Annotated in this window: 14 protein-coding genes; 4 read left to right on the top strand and 10 right to left on the bottom strand. The window is 64.2% G+C overall.

Annotated elements, in window-relative coordinates; translation table 11 throughout:
* Positions 1-24 precede the first annotated feature (24 nt).
* Positions 25-1245: an FAD-dependent oxidoreductase gene (locus ABJO61_RS13380; protein WP_348328624.1), complete on the top strand. Its 1221-nt coding sequence runs from the start codon at positions 25-27 to the stop codon at positions 1243-1245.
* A gap of 46 nt (positions 1246-1291) precedes the next feature.
* A complete protein-coding gene (locus tag ABJO61_RS13375) occupies positions 1292-1612 on the top strand; it encodes a 2Fe-2S iron-sulfur cluster-binding protein (RefSeq protein WP_348328959.1) in 321 nt (106 codons plus the stop codon).
* A gap of 130 nt (positions 1613-1742) precedes the next feature.
* Here ABJO61_RS13375 and ABJO61_RS13370 read toward each other — a convergent pair whose 3' ends face one another.
* Positions 1743-4001: a molybdopterin cofactor-binding domain-containing protein gene (locus ABJO61_RS13370; protein WP_348328627.1), complete on the bottom strand. Its 2259-nt coding sequence runs from the start codon at positions 3999-4001 to the stop codon at positions 1743-1745.
* An 11-nt stretch (positions 4002-4012) separates the two neighbouring features.
* Positions 4013-4480 (bottom strand): (2Fe-2S)-binding protein, encoded by a 468-nt coding sequence (locus ABJO61_RS13365; RefSeq protein ID WP_348328630.1) that lies wholly within the window; start codon positions 4478-4480, stop codon positions 4013-4015.
* A gap of 193 nt (positions 4481-4673) precedes the next feature.
* Here ABJO61_RS13365 and ABJO61_RS13360 point away from each other — a divergent pair, with 193 nt between their 5' ends.
* A complete protein-coding gene (locus tag ABJO61_RS13360) occupies positions 4674-5219 on the top strand; it encodes a superoxide dismutase family protein (RefSeq protein ID WP_348328632.1) in 546 nt (181 codons plus the stop codon).
* Between the two features lie 12 nt (positions 5220-5231).
* On the opposite strand, the gene ABJO61_RS13355 is transcribed toward ABJO61_RS13360, so the two are convergent.
* From ABJO61_RS13355 to ABJO61_RS13320, 8 genes are all read right to left on the bottom strand, one after another.
* Entirely contained in the window at positions 5232-5978 is a 747-nt protein-coding gene (locus ABJO61_RS13355; protein ID WP_348328635.1) for a glutathione S-transferase, read from the bottom strand.
* 79 nt (positions 5979-6057) lie between these two features.
* Positions 6058-8664: a PAS-domain containing protein gene (locus ABJO61_RS13350; protein WP_348328638.1), complete on the bottom strand. Its 2607-nt coding sequence runs from the start codon at positions 8662-8664 to the stop codon at positions 6058-6060.
* A gap of 220 nt (positions 8665-8884) precedes the next feature.
* The gene (gene ahcY / locus ABJO61_RS13345; protein WP_348328641.1) at positions 8885-10303 is read right to left on the bottom strand and encodes an adenosylhomocysteinase; all 1419 of its coding nucleotides are present in this window, start codon (positions 10301-10303) and stop codon (positions 8885-8887) included.
* A gap of 194 nt (positions 10304-10497) precedes the next feature.
* Positions 10498-10821: an HPr family phosphocarrier protein gene (locus ABJO61_RS13340; RefSeq protein ID WP_348328647.1), complete on the bottom strand. Its 324-nt coding sequence runs from the start codon at positions 10819-10821 to the stop codon at positions 10498-10500.
* A 3-nt stretch (positions 10822-10824) separates the two neighbouring features.
* Positions 10825-11232 carry a PTS sugar transporter subunit IIA gene (locus tag ABJO61_RS13335; RefSeq protein ID WP_348328650.1) on the bottom strand — a complete coding sequence of 136 codons (408 nt, stop codon included), beginning with the start codon at positions 11230-11232 and terminating at the stop codon, positions 10825-10827.
* A 240-nt stretch (positions 11233-11472) separates the two neighbouring features.
* A complete protein-coding gene (locus tag ABJO61_RS13330; RefSeq protein ID WP_348328653.1) occupies positions 11473-11961 on the bottom strand; it encodes an aldolase in 489 nt (162 codons plus the stop codon).
* Positions 11962-11971: 10 nt separating this feature from the next.
* Positions 11972-13774 carry a sensor histidine kinase gene (locus ABJO61_RS13325; protein WP_348328656.1) on the bottom strand — a complete coding sequence of 601 codons (1803 nt, stop codon included), beginning with the start codon at positions 13772-13774 and terminating at the stop codon, positions 11972-11974.
* 59 nt (positions 13775-13833) lie between these two features.
* Positions 13834-14535 (bottom strand): response regulator transcription factor, encoded by a 702-nt coding sequence (locus ABJO61_RS13320; protein WP_348328962.1) that lies wholly within the window; start codon positions 14533-14535, stop codon positions 13834-13836.
* Positions 14536-14836: 301 nt separating this feature from the next.
* Between ABJO61_RS13320 and ABJO61_RS13315 the strand changes: the two genes are divergently transcribed.
* Positions 14837-16348, top strand: a complete 1512-nt coding sequence (locus ABJO61_RS13315; protein WP_348328659.1) for a M20 family peptidase — start codon at positions 14837-14839, stop codon at positions 16346-16348.
* Positions 16349-16650: the final 302 nt, after the last annotated feature.

Genomic DNA, 16650 nt, shown 5'->3' with positions numbered 1-16650 from the left:
AACGCGGCGGGGCAAGGGAGAAAGATGGCGGACGACATTCTCATCATCGGCGCTGGCCAGGCGGCGGCGCAGGCCGTGCAGAGCCTCAGAAGCGAAGGCTTCGAGGGCGCGATCAGGATATTCGGCGACGAGCCCTATGCGCCCTATCAGCGCCCGCCGCTGAGCAAGAAATTTCTCGCCGGCGAAATCGGCTATGACCGCGTGGAGCTGAAGGCGCAGGATTATTACGAGCAGGCCAATGTGGAAACGCATTGGGGTACGCGCGTGACGGAGATCGACCGGAAGGCAAAGCATGTGCTGACCGGCGACGGGCGCGAATTTGTCTATGACAAGATCATTCTCGCGACGGGCAGCCGCGTGCGCGAACTCAACGTGCCGGGCTTCGAGCTTGAGGGCGTTCACTATCTGCGCAATATCGACGATGTGAAATCGGTCCAGGCGCACTTCAAGGAAGGCGCGAAGATGGTCGTCGTGGGCGGCGGCTATATCGGCCTTGAAGTCGCCGCCGTGGCGGCGAAGCGCGGGATAGACGTGACCGTGCTGGAAACGGCAGACCGCGTGATGGCGCGCGTGGTGGACCCCATCGTCTCGCGCTTCTATGAGCGCGTGCACAAGGAAGAAGGCGTGAAGATCGAGACGGGCGTGACCGTTTCGGGCTTCGAGGGAACGAACAAGATCACTGCCGTCACCTCCGGCGAAGGCAAGAGCTATCCTTGCGACTTCGTGGTCGTGGGCATCGGCATCATTCCGAACACGGAGCTTGCGGCGGAAGCGGGGCTTGAAGTCGAGAACGGCATCGTGGTGGACGAGTTCTGCCGCACCTCCGATCCCGACATCTGCGCGGCGGGCGACTGCACCAGCCATCCGAACGCGGTTTACGGCCACAGGCTTCGGCTTGAAAGCGTGCAGAACGCCATCGAGCAGGGAAAGACGGCGGCAGCAACACTGACGGGCAAGGAAAAGCCTTACAATCAGGTGCCGTGGTTCTGGTCAGACCAATACGACATGAAGCTTCAGATCGTCGGCCTATCGCAGGGCTATACGGAAGCGGTGGTGCGTGGCGACCCGGCGACGGGCCGCAGCTTCGCGGTCTTCTATCTGAAGGACGGCGTGCTTGTCGCGGTCGATGCGGTGAACCGCGCGCCGGAATTCATGATGTCGAAAATGCTGACGCAGAAAAAGGCGAAGCTCGACCCCGCACGTATTCGCGACGAGAGCATCAATGTGAAGGAGATCGCGGGCTGAACCCGCGGCAGACACAACGCAAAGCGCTGGGAGGCGCGTGAGTTCTATGGCTAAAGTCACCTATATCGAAGATAACGGCACCGAACATACGATCGACGTGGCGAATGGCACATCGCTGATGGAAGCCGCCGTGAAGCAGGGCATTCCGGGCATTGACGGCGATTGCGGCGGCGCCTGCGCCTGCGCCACCTGCATGGTCTATGTGCCCGACGAATGGCAGGGAAAGCTCGCCGGGATCGAGGCGATGGAAGAGAGCATGCTCGACTTCTGCGAGCGGCGCGAAGACAACTCGCGTCTCTCCTGCCAGATCATCGCGAGCGACGAACTCGACGGCATCCGCGTCAAGATGCCCGATAGTCAGCACTGAGCTGACGCTTCTTCATCCAGATGAAATGCGAAACGGCGCCCATTGGGCGCCGTTTTTCATTCTGCTGTCATTGCGTTTCGGCACTTTGGGTATGCTTCCCAATCAGCAGTATTCTTAGTCCGCAGTCTTTCTAATCCGCGGCTTGCGCGAACTTGCCGGAGACGGACGACAGGTCGTGCAGTTTGAAGGGCAACTGCCTGACGCGGTTGCCCGTCGCGGCATAGACCGCGTTTGCCACGGCGGCGGAGACGACGGGTGTCGCCGGTTCGCCAAGCCCGCCGATGGGGGCGTCGCTATCGACGAAATGCACTTCGATCTCCGGCGTCTCCGACAAGTGCAGCATTTCGTAGTCGGTGAAGTTCGTCTGCACGATGGCGCCGTCCTCGATGCTGATCTCGCCATAGAGAGCGGCGGTGAGGCCGTAGATGATGCCGCTTTCGACCTGCTGGGCGGCGGTGTCCGGGTGGATCACCTCGCCGCAATCGACGGCAGCGACGACGCGGTGGATGCGGGGACTGCCATCCACGATCGAGATTTCGGCAACTTCAGCGACGACCGAGCCGAAGCTTTGCTGCACGGCGAGCCCATGATAGTGGCCTTGCGGGAGCCTGCCGCCCCAGCCCGCCTTTTCGGCGGCGAGTTTCAGCACGGCGGCGTGGCGCGGCTGATCCTTCAGGAGGGCAAGGCGATAGCCAAGGGGATCGGCGCCCGCGCGATGGGCCAGCTCGTCGATGAAACTTTCGGAAAAGAACGTATGCTGAGTATGCGCGACGGAGCGCCACGGCCCGCGCGGAATTTCGGTGGGAAGCTCGACGACGCGGATCGACTGGTCGGGCACGGCATAGGGAATATGCGCGGCTTCTTCCGGGTCGTCCTTGTAGACGTAGCGGTTTTCCCAGGCGGCGGGGTAGCCGTCCGGGCCGATCACGGCGCGCAGATGGCTCGTGACGGCGGGGCGGTAGGCATCGTGCTGGATGTCGTCCTCGCGGGTGTAGACGAGCTTGACGGGCGCATCGACTTCGCGCGCGATCATCACCGCCCAGTCGATCTCGCTGGGAAATTCCGAACGGCCCGCACGGACGGGAATGCGCCGGCCGAAACCGCCGCCGAGCAGCAGCGAGTGGACCGTGACATTATCGAAGCCGATGCCAGCGACATCGGCGACGCGGGCGCGCGTGCCAAGCGCATCCTGCGAACCCACCCAGACATCGGCCTTGCCGTCGCGCAGCCAGACGGTGCAGTTCATCGGCTCCATGCAGGCATGGGCGAGATAGGGCACGCGGTATTGCGCGGCGACGATTTCGGCGCCGTCCTGGGCGAATGCGGCGGCGGCATCGCCCATCTCGACATCTTCCTCGCTTTCGCCATTGACGATGGCGTCGGCCTGCGCGGCAAAGATCGTATCCGAACTGGTGGCCTCATTGCCCTTCGTGTCGAAGACGACATCGAGCGCGAGGGCGGCTTCCTTGGCGCGCCAGAAATTATCGGCGATGACGGCGACGCCTGCCGGGAACTCGACGACCTGCTTCACGCCGCGGCGCTTCAGCACTTCGCTGGCATCGTAAGAGACGACAGTGGAGCCGAAGACGGGGGCGAGGCGGACGGCGGCATGGAGCATGCCGGGCACCTGCGCGTCGACGCCATATTTCGCGGAACCATCGACCTTGCCGGGAATGTCGAAGCGGGGCTTCGGCGTGCCGACGATGGTGTAGTCCTTGCGGGACTTGAGCTTCGGATTGGCGGAGGGCGAATAATCCGCCGCTTCGGCTGCAAGCTCGCCATAGGTGGCGGACTGGCCGTTCGGGCCGGTGACGGTGCTCATGGCGGCGGTGCAGGCGCTTTCCGCGCAGTTCCAGCGGGCGGCGGCGGCCTTGACCAGCATTTCCTTCGCGGCGGCGCCGGAAACGCGCATGCCGGCCTGGCCGGTATAGCGCACCGAGCTCGACCCGCCGGTGATCTGGAGGCTCATGCCTTCGGCGACCTTGTACCAGGCGTACTGGTTCACGCCTTTCAGCATGCCGGGCACGCTCTTGTCGTCGAGGAAGAAGCCGCGCAGCGCCTCATTGGCGAAGGCGAGATCGGCGGGCGCGCGCTCGGCGCGGACGAGCGACCAGTCGGCTTCCATTTCTTCCGCCGCCATCATGGCAAGCGCGGTGATGACGCCCTGCCCCATATCGGCATGGGGGACATAGACGGTGACGATGTTATCGGGCGATATCTTGAGCCAGGTCGTGACCATGGCCTCGCCATCCTTCGCACCGGCGGCGCTGCCTGCACGCTCGCGGCGGGACGGGCCGGACAGGGCGTAGCCAAGCATGAGGCCGCCGCCGACAAGGCCGGACGCGATGAGGAACTGGCGGCGCGAAGGCTTTTTCATTTCGAATGCCATGATGTTTCCCCTCAGGCCGATGTGACGGTGCGAATGGCGGCGCGGACGCGCGGATAGGTGCCGCAACGGCAGACATTGGTGATGGCGGCGTCGATGTCTTCATCTGTAGGCTGAGGATTTTCCGTCAGCAGCGCGGAGACGGCCATCAGCATGCCGGACTGGCAGTAGCCGCATTGGGGCACCTGCTTTGCGACCCAGGCGGCCTGAAGCGCGGAAAGCTCGCCCTCGCCAGCGCCCGAGGTCTCGGCAAGCGCCTCGATGGTGGTGATGCGCGCGCCGTCCACGGCCTCGACCGGGGTGACGCAACTGCGCATGGCCACGCCATCCACATGGACGGTGCAGGCCCCGCAGGCGGCGATGCCGCAGCCGAACTTCGTGCCGGTGAGGCCGAGTTCATCGCGGATGACCCAGAGAAGGGGCATTTCGGGCTCGACATCGAGCTCGTGGCGCGTGCCATTGACGGTAAGGGAAACGGACATGGGCGACCTCTTCTGGCTGGTCTGGCTGGGGGTCATACACCGGAACTGACCGAAAATAACATTTTGGTCATTCGGTCGCCAGCACGAATCTTCCGTTCACGGGTTCGTGAAGAGGGGCGGCGGGGTTTTCCCGGCCTGCAAATGAGCTAGTTTCTCATGTAATTGCGCCGGATTTTCAAAAAGGAGACCCCCCATGACATTTATCCGCCTCGTTCCGCTCGCCGCCGCCGCAGCGCTGATCGCCGCGCCGGCCCTTGCCGATCATCATGCGCCGCTCGCGACCGCGACCTTCAAGACGCAGGAAAACCCGGAAGCGGGCACGGCGGATCTCGCGGAGGGACCGGAGGGCGTCGTCATCCGCGTGAATGTCGAAGGGCTGACACCGGGCTGGCACGCGATCCATTTTCACGCCGTGGGCGACTGCTCGGACGCGGCCTACAAGAATTCGGGCAGCCATGTGCAGCATGAGGAAAAGGAGCCGCACGGGCTTTTGAACCCCGAAGGACCGGACGATGGCGACCTCGCGAACATCCATGCGCCTGAAGACGGGACGGTGAATGCCGAACTCTTTTCCGAGCGCGTGACGCTCAAGGCCGACGAGGCGGATGACCGCGCTTACCTCCTCGACCAGGACGGCTCAGCACTCGTCATCCATGAGGGCCCGGACGACCATATGAGCCAGCCGATCGGCGGCGCGGGCGCACGGGTTGCCTGCGCGGTGATCGAGAAAGTGGAGTGACCCCCACCCGGGTTACTTATCGAGCTCGGGATAGTGGCGAAAGATGCCGTTTTCGTTGAAGGGCTGGCGGCGGCCGCTTGCGAGATAGGCGGCGATCTTCGGGCGCTTCTTTACCGAGGCGTATAATGACGCGACGAGGGGCCGGTTCTTCATGAGCCGGCCCATTGCTTTTGGGAAGGCGTATTTGAGGCCCTCAACCGTGTGATAGAGCGAGAGGTCGGCATAGGTGAGCGATTTGCCGACGAGGCGGGGCTTTGCCTCCGTCGCGCCGTTGGCGGCAAGGACGGCCTCGAACCAGTCGAGAAATTTCGGGATGCGCTGGCCACGGAAATCATCGGCGCGGCGGGCGGCTTCCTTTTTCTGGTCTTCATAGTAGAGGCCGACACTTATCGGGTGATGCACATCATGGGCTTCGGCCACGAGGTCGGTGATGGTGAGCTCGATCTGATGCGTCCAGAGCGCGCCCGCTTCCGGTTTCGGCGCAAGGCCGAGACGGGGACCGAGATAGAAGAGGATGGCCGCGACCTGGCCGACAAGGATGCGCCCGTCGCGCAGGAAGGGCGGCGCGAAGGAGGGGTGCTTCGTGCCCTCGCCTTCCATCAGCGCCATCATCTCCTCCATGCCGGTGTCACGCTCGCGGGCGACATCGACATAAGGCGCGCCCGCTTCCTCCAGCGCGAGGCGGACATATTCGCCCCGGCCCGGAATGCCCGGCCAGTAGAAGAGTTCGTAGGGCTTCCGTTTCATTCGCGCGGGCATGGGGCACCTCCTTCTCAGAGATCCAGCCTCTCCGCACCGGGCGCAAAGGGCAAGTGGATGGCATAAATCCGCAGACGGATCAGCTCGCTTCGACCTTTGCCGGGCTGGCGGCTGACGGTGTTCCCGCCGCAGGCGGGGCGGCACGGACCGGCAGATGGCAGGTCACGCGGGTGCCGACATCGGGCGCGCTTTCGAGCGTGACCCAACCGCCATGCAGCTCCACGAAGGAGCGTACAAGCGAGAGACCGAGGCCCGCGCCGCGGCGGCGATCCGAACCGCCATGCGCCTCGAAACGGTCGAAGACATTGCCCTGGAATTCCGGCTTGATGCCGACGCCCGTATCCTCGACATAAAGCTCGACCGAGCTTTCATGGCGGCGCGCACCGATGATGATGTTGTCGCCCGGGCTCGTGAAGGCGAGCGAGTTCGACAGCAGGTTGATCATGATCTGCTTGATGCGCTTTTCATCGGCGCGAACGGTGCCGATATCCTTCGGGCATTCGACTTTCAACGTCACCTTGTTCTTTTGCGCGGGACGCTGCGCGAATTCCTCCGTCGCATAAACGACTTCGGAAAGTTCGACATCGGAAAGATCGAGCGTCATGGCGCCCGCCTCGATGACGGCGAGGTCCAGAATGTCGTTCACGACATCGATCAGCGTTTCCGAACTTTCGAGAATGCCCTGCATATATTCGTGCTGGCGCGGATTGAGCCCGCCGAACATTTCCGTTTCGAGAATTTCGCCGAAGCCGAGAATATTCGTGAGCGGCGTACGGAGCTGATAGGAGACGTGGCTGATGAATTCGGACTTCAGGCGGTCCGCCGTTTCGAGCGCGTCGTTGCGGTCACGCAGCGCCTGCTCCATGCGCGTCGAATCCGTGACGTCCACATAGGTCATCAAGGTCGCGCCATCGGGCAGCGGCACCATCGCGTAATCGATCACCGCACCGTCCGGCCTGTCGAGGCGGCCCGTCTGCTGCGTACGCATACCCGACATGCCGGTGACGCCGTTGCGCAAGGTTTCCCATTCGCGCTCATCCGACATGAGCGGGCGGCAGAGCTTGATCAGCTCGTTCACATGGGGCTCGTCTTCGAGCTTCTCCGCCTCCAGCGCCCAGATATTGAGGAAGGCGGGATTGAAGAGTTTCAGGCGGCCGTCGGAGCCGAACACCGCCACACCTTCATAGAGGTGGTCGATGGTTTCGCGCTGCACGCGGGCCAGCGTGTTGTAGGAGCTTTCGAGATTGAGCCGCTCGGTGACGTTTTCGTAGAGATAGATGACGCCGCCAAAGGGATGCGCTTGCGCGAGCAGCTTGATCGTGCGCCCGTCCGGCAGGTGCCAGTATTCCTCGATGGCTTCCGTCGAGGTGTAGATTTCCATGCGGCTCTGCTTCCAGGCCTGGAAGTTCGCCTGTTCGGGGAGGCGGCGCCGCGCGCGCAACTCGTCGAGAATTTCACTGTCGGAGGGGCTGCCATCGAGCCATTGCGGCTCGAGGCCCCAGAGCGTTTCGTAGGCGCGGTTGCGGAAAGTGAGGCGCTTGTCGGGCCCGCAGATCGCGACCGCTGTCGTCACACGGTCGAGCGTGGCGGCATGGCTTTCGATGTGACGGCGAAGCTTGGCTTCCGCCTCGTCGAGCGCGGACACATCGACCGCGATGCCTGCGACACCATCCGAAAGGCGCTGCTCGATGATGTCGAGGGCGCGGCGCTCGCCCGCCATGATGGCGTGACTGCGCTCGCGGGCGCGCGAGCGGTCGAAGAGCATCCGGCGGAGGCGGGCAAGCGTTTCCTCGCCGAGAAGTTCGAGGCTGCGTGTCACTGCATCGTCGGGCGAGGCGGCATCGACGGCGCGCGCATAGGCGGCATTCACCCAGACGAGATTGCCCTGTTCGTCGCGGCGCCAGGCGGCAAAGGGCGCCTGCATGAGATGTTCCTCGAAGCGGCCGCGGCTGAATTCGGCCTGACGCAGACGCTCCTTGAGGCGCGAAACCTCGGCGCGCTCGCCGGTGACATCGCGCAGCCAGAGGACGGCCAGCGCACCCGCCGGGCGGCCTTCGGCCTCGAAAGTGCGGCCATCGGTCGATTGCACATGAAGCGAGAAGCGGGCACCGCGCGTGCGCAGGCGCTGCACCGCCGTGTTGAGGCGGCCCGCATTTTCAGGTTCGAGGCGGGTCAACAGATAGGCGAAATCGAGATCGCCGGAGGACGGGTCCACCAGGGTGGCGGTCGAGCCGACGATCCGGGGGCGGGCCTGAAAGGTGCCGGGCGCGGCGCGGAGCGATTCCGGCGTCCAGATAAAGACGGCATCGGGCTCGGCAGCGAGGATCGATTCCGCCGCATCGAGGCGGGCTTCAAGGGTGGAGAGGCTGGCCTCGCGCTCCAGCGCGACCCGGCGCGCGGAGCGGGCGGCGCGAAGCCCCGTAATGGCGGCAAGAACGCCCGCAAAGGCGAGGCCCGCGGCGATGGCAAAAGAGGTGGCGACGGCGGGCGCGGCGGCGGCCTCCTGCGGAAGACCAAGGACCGCGAGGGTTTCCATCAAGCCCTTGGGCGCGGCTTCCTCGGCAGCAGTCTGAACGGCAGTCTGGGCAGCGGCGGCAAAGGGGAAAGCGGCCGTGAGCAGCGCCGGGACAAAACCCGCACCGCGCCGCAAGACGCCCCGTTTACGGCCTTCTGCCGACTTCAACACCCGCAACAACCCCTTCCGTCCCGCGCCTTGCCCACCATGGCGGGAGAACGCAAATCACCGGCCCCGAACGATACTACACCACGGGGGACTCGGAGGTGAAACAGGGCTTCGAGAAAAAGGGAGGGATGAAAGGGGGGAGGCAAAGAAAAAGCCCGGCGTTTCCGCCGGGCTTTCGATTTTTCCGTCGATCCGACCCGTGCGGGACGGAGAGAGTGCGAACTCAGTAGCGGTAGGTTTCCGGCTTGAAGGGGCCGTTTTCGGGCACGCCAATATAGTCCGACTGCTTCTTGTTCAGCTTTTCGAGCTTCACGCCGATCTTTTCGAGATGGAGACGCGCGACCTTTTCGTCGAGCTCCTTCTTCAGGACGTAGACCTTCTTCTCGTATTCGTCCGGCTTGGTCCAGAGTTCGATCTGGGCCAGCGTCTGGTTCGTGAAGGAGGCCGACATGACAAAGCTCGGATGGCCCGTGCCGCAACCGAGGTTCACGAGACGGCCTTCGGCGAGCATGATGATGCGCTTGCCGTCCTGGAACTCGACTTCATCGACCTGCGGCTTGATGTTGTGCCACTTGAGATTGCGCAGACCGCCGATCTGGATCTCGCTGTCGAAGTGACCGATGTTGCAGACGATGGCGCGATGCTTCATGGCGCGCATGTGGTCGACGGTGATGACGTCCACATTGCCCGTCGTCGTGACGAAGATGTCGCCACGCGGAGCGGCTTCTTCCATCGTCGTGACTTCGTAGCCTTCCATCGCGGCCTGAAGCGCGCAGATGGGGTCGATCTCGGTGACGATGACGCGGCAGCCGGCCTGACGGAGCGAAGCGGCAGAGCCCTTGCCCACATCGCCGAAGCCCGCGACGACGCCGACCTTGCCCGACATCATGACGTCGGTGGCGCGGCGGATACCATCCACCAACGACTCACGGCAGCCATAGAGGTTGTCGAACTTGGACTTCGTGACGCTGTCGTTCACGTTGATCGCAGGCCAGAGCAGCGTGCCCTTCTTCTGCATTTCATAGAGACGGTGGACGCCCGTGGTCGTCTCTTCCGTCACGCCGCGCACGCTCTTGGCGATGGCGCTGTAGAAGCCCGGCTTGTGCTTCAGACGGCGCTTGATGGCCGCGAAAAGGAATTCCTCTTCCTCATTTTCCGGCTTGTCGAGGAAATCGGTGTCGCCCTCTTCGGCGCGCTTGCCGAGATGGATGAGGAGGGTGGCGTCGCCGCCATCGTCGAGGATCATGTTGGGCGCGCCGCCATCCGACCATTCGAAGATGCGGTGGGTGTATTCCCAGTAGTCCTCAAGGCTTTCGCCCTTGATCGCGAAGACGGGGATGCCACGGTCGGCGATGGCCGCCGCTGCGTGGTCCTGCGTCGAATAGATGTTGCACGAGGCCCAGCGAATGTCGGCGCCAAGCTCGGCCAGTGTCTCGATGAGGACCGCCGTCTGGATCGTCATGTGGAGCGAACCGGCAATGCGCGCGCCTTTCAGCGGCTTCGAGGCGCCGTATTCCTCGCGGGTCGCCATGAGGCCGGGCATTTCCGTCTCGGCGATGTCGAGTTCCTTGCGGCCCCACTCGGCGAGGCTGATGTCCTTGATGGCGTAATCGTGGGTTTCGGCTTTTGCGGCTTGGCTCATATGGCTTTCGCGCTCCTCTTCGTGAATTTCGTGAGTTCGGCCACCCGCAAAAAAAGGGGCGGCGCGCCGGCGCGCAGCAAGGCGCTGCGCCAGCCGGCTGGCGTCGTGATGGAGGCCTTATAACAAGGCGGGCCGGGGGGAGCAAGGCCGATATAAAGAAATGTTTATATGTTTTTCCGGCTTTACGGGGCGATCTAGTCGCGCTCGCCAAAGCCGTCGGCCACGAGGGCGGTGAGGGCTTCGAGGGCGGCTTCAGCCTCCGGGCCTTGCGTTTCGATGCGGATACAGCAGCCGGGCGCGGCGGCCAGCATCATGAGGCCCATGATGGAGGTGCCGGGGACGCTCTGCCCATCGCGGGAGACGGAGATGCGGGCATCGAACTTCTCGGCGGTCTGGACGAATTTGGCGGAAGCCCGCGCATGCAGGCCTCTTGTGTTCACGATCTCGACTTCGCGGACATGACTTGCCGCATTGTCATCGCCGGGGGCGTCGCCGGGCTTTTCCTCGGCAGCGCCCATGTGTCAGGCCCCGTCGCCGGCAAGCACGCGGCTCGCGATGGAGATGTATTTGCGGCCCGATTCCTGCGCCTGATCGACGGCATCGCCGAGACTCGCATTTTCGCGGACGGAGGCGAGCTTGATCAGCATGGGCAGGTTCACGCCCGCAATCACCTCGACCTTGGCCTTGTCCATGACGGAGATGGCGAGGTTGGAGGGCGTGCCGCCGAACATGTCGGTCAGGAGGATGACGCCATCGCCGCTATCGGCGGCGGCGACCGCCTTCAGGATATCCTTGCGGCGCTGCTCCATGTCGTCGTCGGGGCCGATGCTGATCGAAGCGACCTGGGCCTGCGGGCCGACGACATGCTCCATCGCCGCGACGAACTGCCCAGCCAACTGGCCATGCGTTACGAGTACCAAACCGATCATCAACAGCCCTCAATGCCGCATTTTGACGGGAGCGCGCCAACCCGGCCGCGCCTCACCGCTTTCGCCCCCGCGAAGGGGCGTATCGTGACCCCAATCGCGCGCATATGACAAGTGTTGCGATGCAACAATCGGCACTTCTGGCGGGCAAACGCACAATATCGAGGCAGCGAGGTCAGATGCGGGGGCCGAAACGGCCTTCTCCGTTGTTCAAAACGGCCGCCAAGGCGGCCTTCTGTTGTTCTAACGGCCGCCAAGGCGGCCGTCGGGGCCCGGGAAACCGCTATCGGGGAGCGTTTCGAGAGCGAGACGGAGCTTGGCCGGGGCAGTGCCGTCAAAGGCATGAAGCGCGAGGACGGGAAGGCGATAGCCCAGTATCTCCTCGTAACGGGCCTCGGGGAGACGCGGCACGTCTGCGCGGGCGACGAGATCGACGATGAGGGAGAGCGGCGCTTCGGGCGCACACGGCACGGTAAGGAGGCCGAGACCGCGAAGCTCCAGCAGACCGGCCAGCACGGCGGGGGCGCGGGCGATGATTCCCTGCCCATCGCCCTGCCCTTCAAGATGCAGCGCCACCTGATCGTCGGCGACGAGGCGCGTTTCGCCGGTCGGGTCTTCGCGGATGAGGCGGAAGGCGAGATCGGACTTGCCCGCACCGGAGGGGCCGCGCAGCAAGACCGCGCGCGCGCCGCTGGAGACGCAGGTGCCATGCATGTAAAGGGGCTCGGCCATGACGCCCCTCTCAGACCGCTTCGGGAAGTTCGACGGTGAAGCGCGCACCCATGACCTTGCCATCCTTCATGCGGTTGTCCGCGCGGATGATGCCACCATGCGCCTCGATGATCTGGCGCGAAATGGCGAGGCCGAGACCCGAATGCTCGCCGAAACTGTCGGGCCGGTCGGTGTGGAAACGGTCGAAGATGCGCTCGAAATTCTCCGGTTCGATACCGGGGCCCTCGTCGTCGATCCGAATGATGATGAGGCCTGGCGCGCGCGCGGCGGTGACATGCACGGTGCCGCCCTTCGGGCTGAAGGAGAGCGCATTGTCGATGAGATTGCGCACGACCTGACCGAGCCTGTTGTCGAAGCCCTTGACCACCATGCCTTCGCGGCCGGGGGCGCCGGGATCGATGTCGAGTTTCACGCGGGCGGACCCGGCAACGCCGGTCTCGTTGAAAAGATCGCAGACGGTTTCCAGCAGCGTTGCGACATTCACATCTTCAAGCTCGCTGCGCGACAGCTCGGCATCGAGGCGCGAGGCATTGGAGATGTCGGAAATCAGGCGGTCGATGCGGCGCACATCGTCCTGAATGATTTCCATGAGGCGGTCCTTCTGCTTTTCATCCTTTGCAAGGCGGAAGGTTTCGATGGCGCTGCGCAGCGAGGTAAGCGGGTTCTTGATTTCATGGGCGACATCGGCGGCGAAACTCTCGATCGCGTCGATGCGGTTGTAGAGCGCATTCGTCATGTCGCGGATCGCACCCGAGAGATCGCCGATCTCGTCGCGCCGCCCGGTGAAATCAGGTATCTGGGCGCGCGCATTCTTGCCGCGCCTGACCGTTTCGGCGGCCTGCGCAAGACGGCGCACGGGCTCTGCGATGGTGCCTGCGAGAAGAACGGAGAGAAGGATCGTCACGCCGAGCGCGACCAGAAAGACCTGCAGGATGGCAATGCGTTCGGCGCGGACAATGCGGTCGATGTCGCCGCCGCGCGTCGAGAGCATGAGCACGCCAAGCACCGCACGATAACGCTGGATCGGCACGGCAACGGAGACAATGAGTTCGCCGCGATCATTGACGCGCTCCTTGCTCGAGGCCATGCCCGAGAGGGCGGCGGCCACTTCGTCATACATGGTGCCGTTCTGGCTGCCCGCCTCGCGGAAGCGTTCGAGGTTGCGCCCTGGCAGCAGGCCGCGACCCCATTGCAGGAAACGGTCGATGAAGCTGCCTTCGTCCGCGCCTTCGGGCGGCGGCAATTCGAAGGCGACGATCTGGCCCGATGCGCTCAACTGGCGCGAGTCGAGAACAAGCCAGCCTTCCTTGCCATAAAGCCTCGCGCGGGTGCGTGTCGGCAGGACAAGGCGGCGCAGGATCGGCGCGGCGGTCTCGGGATTGATCGGTACGTCTTCCTGGATCATGGCATCGGAGGAATCGCCCGGGGGCGGCGCGAGGATATGCCCCGCGGCAAGCGGGTCGATCACCGTGGCGCCGGGGGCCGCGGTCGCGCCCTGACCGATGGCATTGGCAATGATTTCGGCCTGCACGAGCAAGCTCTGGCGGCGCGCGTCGATCAGGCCTTCGCGGAACTGGTTGAGGTAGAGGATACCGGAGAGCAGTACGAAGAGCGCGGCCACGTTGAAGGCGACGATGCGGCGCGTGAGACTGGAGAAGCGGCCGCGCGCGAGAAAGCCGCGGAAATTCGCAAGGAGACGGGACAGAGAGCCGAGCAGGCGCCGGGCAAGACCCGGCGTGCCGGACGCCCCGCGCGAAGGCGCGGATGCATCGGCCGCCCGGTCGCGGATTTCCTCCTCGGTGAGGCTCGCCATGCTTTTCCTACCGGCTCGCGCCAGGATCACTCCTCAAGGTCGGGGAACGGCGGCGCGGATCAGGCGTCGCGATACCTGTAACCGACGCCGTAAAGTGTCTCGATCGCATCGAAACTGTCATCGACTTCCTTGAACTTCTTGCGCAGCCGCTTGATGTGGCTGTCGATGGTGCGGTCGTCGACATAGACCTGATCGTCATAGGCGGCATCCATCAGCGAGTCGCGGCTTTTCACATAGCCGGGCCGCTGGGCGAGCGCCTGAAGGATCAGGAATTCGGTGACGGTGAGGACAACCTGCCTGTCGTCCCATGTGCAGGTGTGGCGCTCGGGATCGAGGACGAGCTTGCCTCGCTCCATCACCTGGTTTGCCGCGCTTTCGGCGGCGGCCCCCTCGACACGCGGGGCGGCACGGCGGAGCACCGCCTTCACACGCTCGACGAGCAGGCGCTGCGAGAAAGGCTTACGGATGTAGTCGTCCGCACCCATCTTGAGACCGAAAAGCTCGTCGATCTCGTCATCCTTGGAGGTAAGGAAGATGACCGGCAGGTCGGACTTCTGGCGGAGGCGGCGAAGCAGCTCCATGCCATCCATACGCGGCATCTTGATGTCGAAAACCGCGACATCCGGCGGATTGGCGGCAAGCCCCGCAAGCGCGGCCGCGCCATCCGTATATGTCTGTACGTGATAGCCCTCGGATTCGAGCGCGATGCTCACCGAGGCCAGAATATTGCGGTCGTCGTCGACCAGCGCAATGGTCGGCATAGGCCCCTGTTCCTTCTGGCCAGCTTGGCCCTTCTGATCTTCGTCGCTCCGGACCTCTTGCATGACATACCCCGCTCACAGACTGCCGCCCAGCACGGCATCGAGGCTTAGGGTCGCTTTTGGCCCAAAATGTGGCGGCAGTATAAGGGGTTGGGAAGGGCGGCGCCACGGGTAGACAACATAATCCGCCGGCAACACAGCCTGCTCCCGAAGCCCGGGGGTTTGACAGGACCGCCCGGGAAAGCCAAGAGAGAAGCCGAATGAAATGCCAAGAGGCAAACATGAAGCGGGGGGACCAGTCATGCTGAAGCGCATTCTGATCGGGGTGGGGGCTGTGCTCCTTGTCCTTGTTGCCGTGGTGATCGGGCGGACCCTGACGGTGCCGGTCCTGGAACTTGAAGGCGCGGGCGCAGCCGACAGCATCGACGCCGAGGGCGCGGCGCAGCGTCTCGCCGAAGCGGTGCGCTTCGAGACGATCTCCTATCAGCGCGGCGCGGACGAGGCGGACCTTGCGCGCTCGGCAAAGGCCTTCGAGGGCTTCCGCAACTGGATGGACGCAACCTATCCCGCCTTCCGGGAGGCGACGTCACGCGAGATCATCGGCGGGGCGACCCTCTTCTATACGTGGCAGGGAACGGACAGCTCTCTCGACCCCGTTCTTCTCATGTCGCATATCGATGTCGTGCCCATCGCTCCGGGCACGGAGGGGAAGTGGGAGCAGCCGCCCTTCGGCGGCGTGATCGCGGATGGCTATGTCTGGGGCCGCGGCACCATCGACGACAAGGGCTCGCTGGTGGCCATCGTGGAAGCCGCCAACATGCTCGCCGCGCAAGGCTTCCAGCCGACGCGCACCATCATGTTCGCCTTCGGTCATGACGAGGAAATAGGCGGCGGCGAAGGCAACAAGGCGCTTTCCGCCCTGTTGCAGGAACGCGGCACCAAGCTCGCCTGGGTGGCGGATGAAGGCGGCGTCCTCGGCGAGGGGCTGCTGCCCGGCGTGAACGCGCCCGTGGCGATGATCGGCGTGGCCGAGAAGGGATCGGTGTCGCTCGATATCGTCGCCTATTCCAAAGGCGGGCATTCCTCCATGCCCTCGCCCGCCGCGCAGACAGCCATCGGACGGCTTGCCCGCGCGCTGGAGCGGATTGGCGACGATCCGTTCGAGGCAAGGGTGGATGGCGCGACACGCGGCATGATCGAAAGCCTCGCACCCGCCGTGCCGTTCATGCAGCGCATGGTCTATGCCAATCTCTGGCTCTTCGAGCCGGTGGTGCGCGGTGTGATGGAGAAGAGCCCGTCCAGCGCGGCGCAGCTTCACACGACGATTGCACCGACGATCATCGAGGGCGGCAACAAGGAGAACGTGCTGCCGCCGGAGGCGCGGGCGGTCGTCAATTTCCGCATTCATCCGCGCGACACCTCCGAAGATGTGATCGCGCATGTGCGCGAAGCGATCGACGATCCCGAGATCACCGTTGAGCCGCTCGACGGCATTCGCGAGGCCTCCAGCGTGTCCAATATCGAGGGGGACGGCTACCGGCTCCTTACCCGCGTGATCGGGGAAAGCTTTCCCGGGGTCATTTCCGCGCCCTATCTCGTCGTTGGCGGCACGGACTCACGCCATTTCCTGCCGATCACCGACAATGTGTTCCGTTTCATCCCCATCCGCATGGGGCCGGGCGACGTTGCGCGGTTCCACGGCACCAATGAGCGCGTCTCAGTGGCCAATATGGGCGAGGCGGTCGCGTTTTACGTGCGGCTGATGCAGGCCATGAATGAAGAAGACGGGAATGAGGAGGACGGCGCGGAATAAGGCGCCGCAGCTTCGGCGTGACGCCCGCCAGACGCATGGTTAACCATGCGGCCGGGCCGGGAATCCGCCCGGAGGAGCAGCGTGCGCGGGCAAGGCGCACAGCGCGGTCTACCGGCGCTCCCCCTCATCGGGAGGGGGAAACCGGCCCTTCTCCCATGCGAGAGAGGCATGGCCCCGCGCGCCTGCGGAGAGGCGCATCGCCGCACCGGTTGCAAGCTGATCGCAAAGCGGTTGCACCGGTCATGGCCGGGAACTATGTTGACGCCGATTTTCCGAGGCACCCGCGCAGGCCCGTCCAGATT

The sequence above is a fragment of the Parvibaculum sp. genome (assembly GCF_039973015.1).
Taxonomy (GTDB): domain Bacteria; phylum Pseudomonadota; class Alphaproteobacteria; order Parvibaculales; family Parvibaculaceae; genus Parvibaculum.
This window is presented reverse-complemented; position numbering and strand designations above follow the sequence as displayed.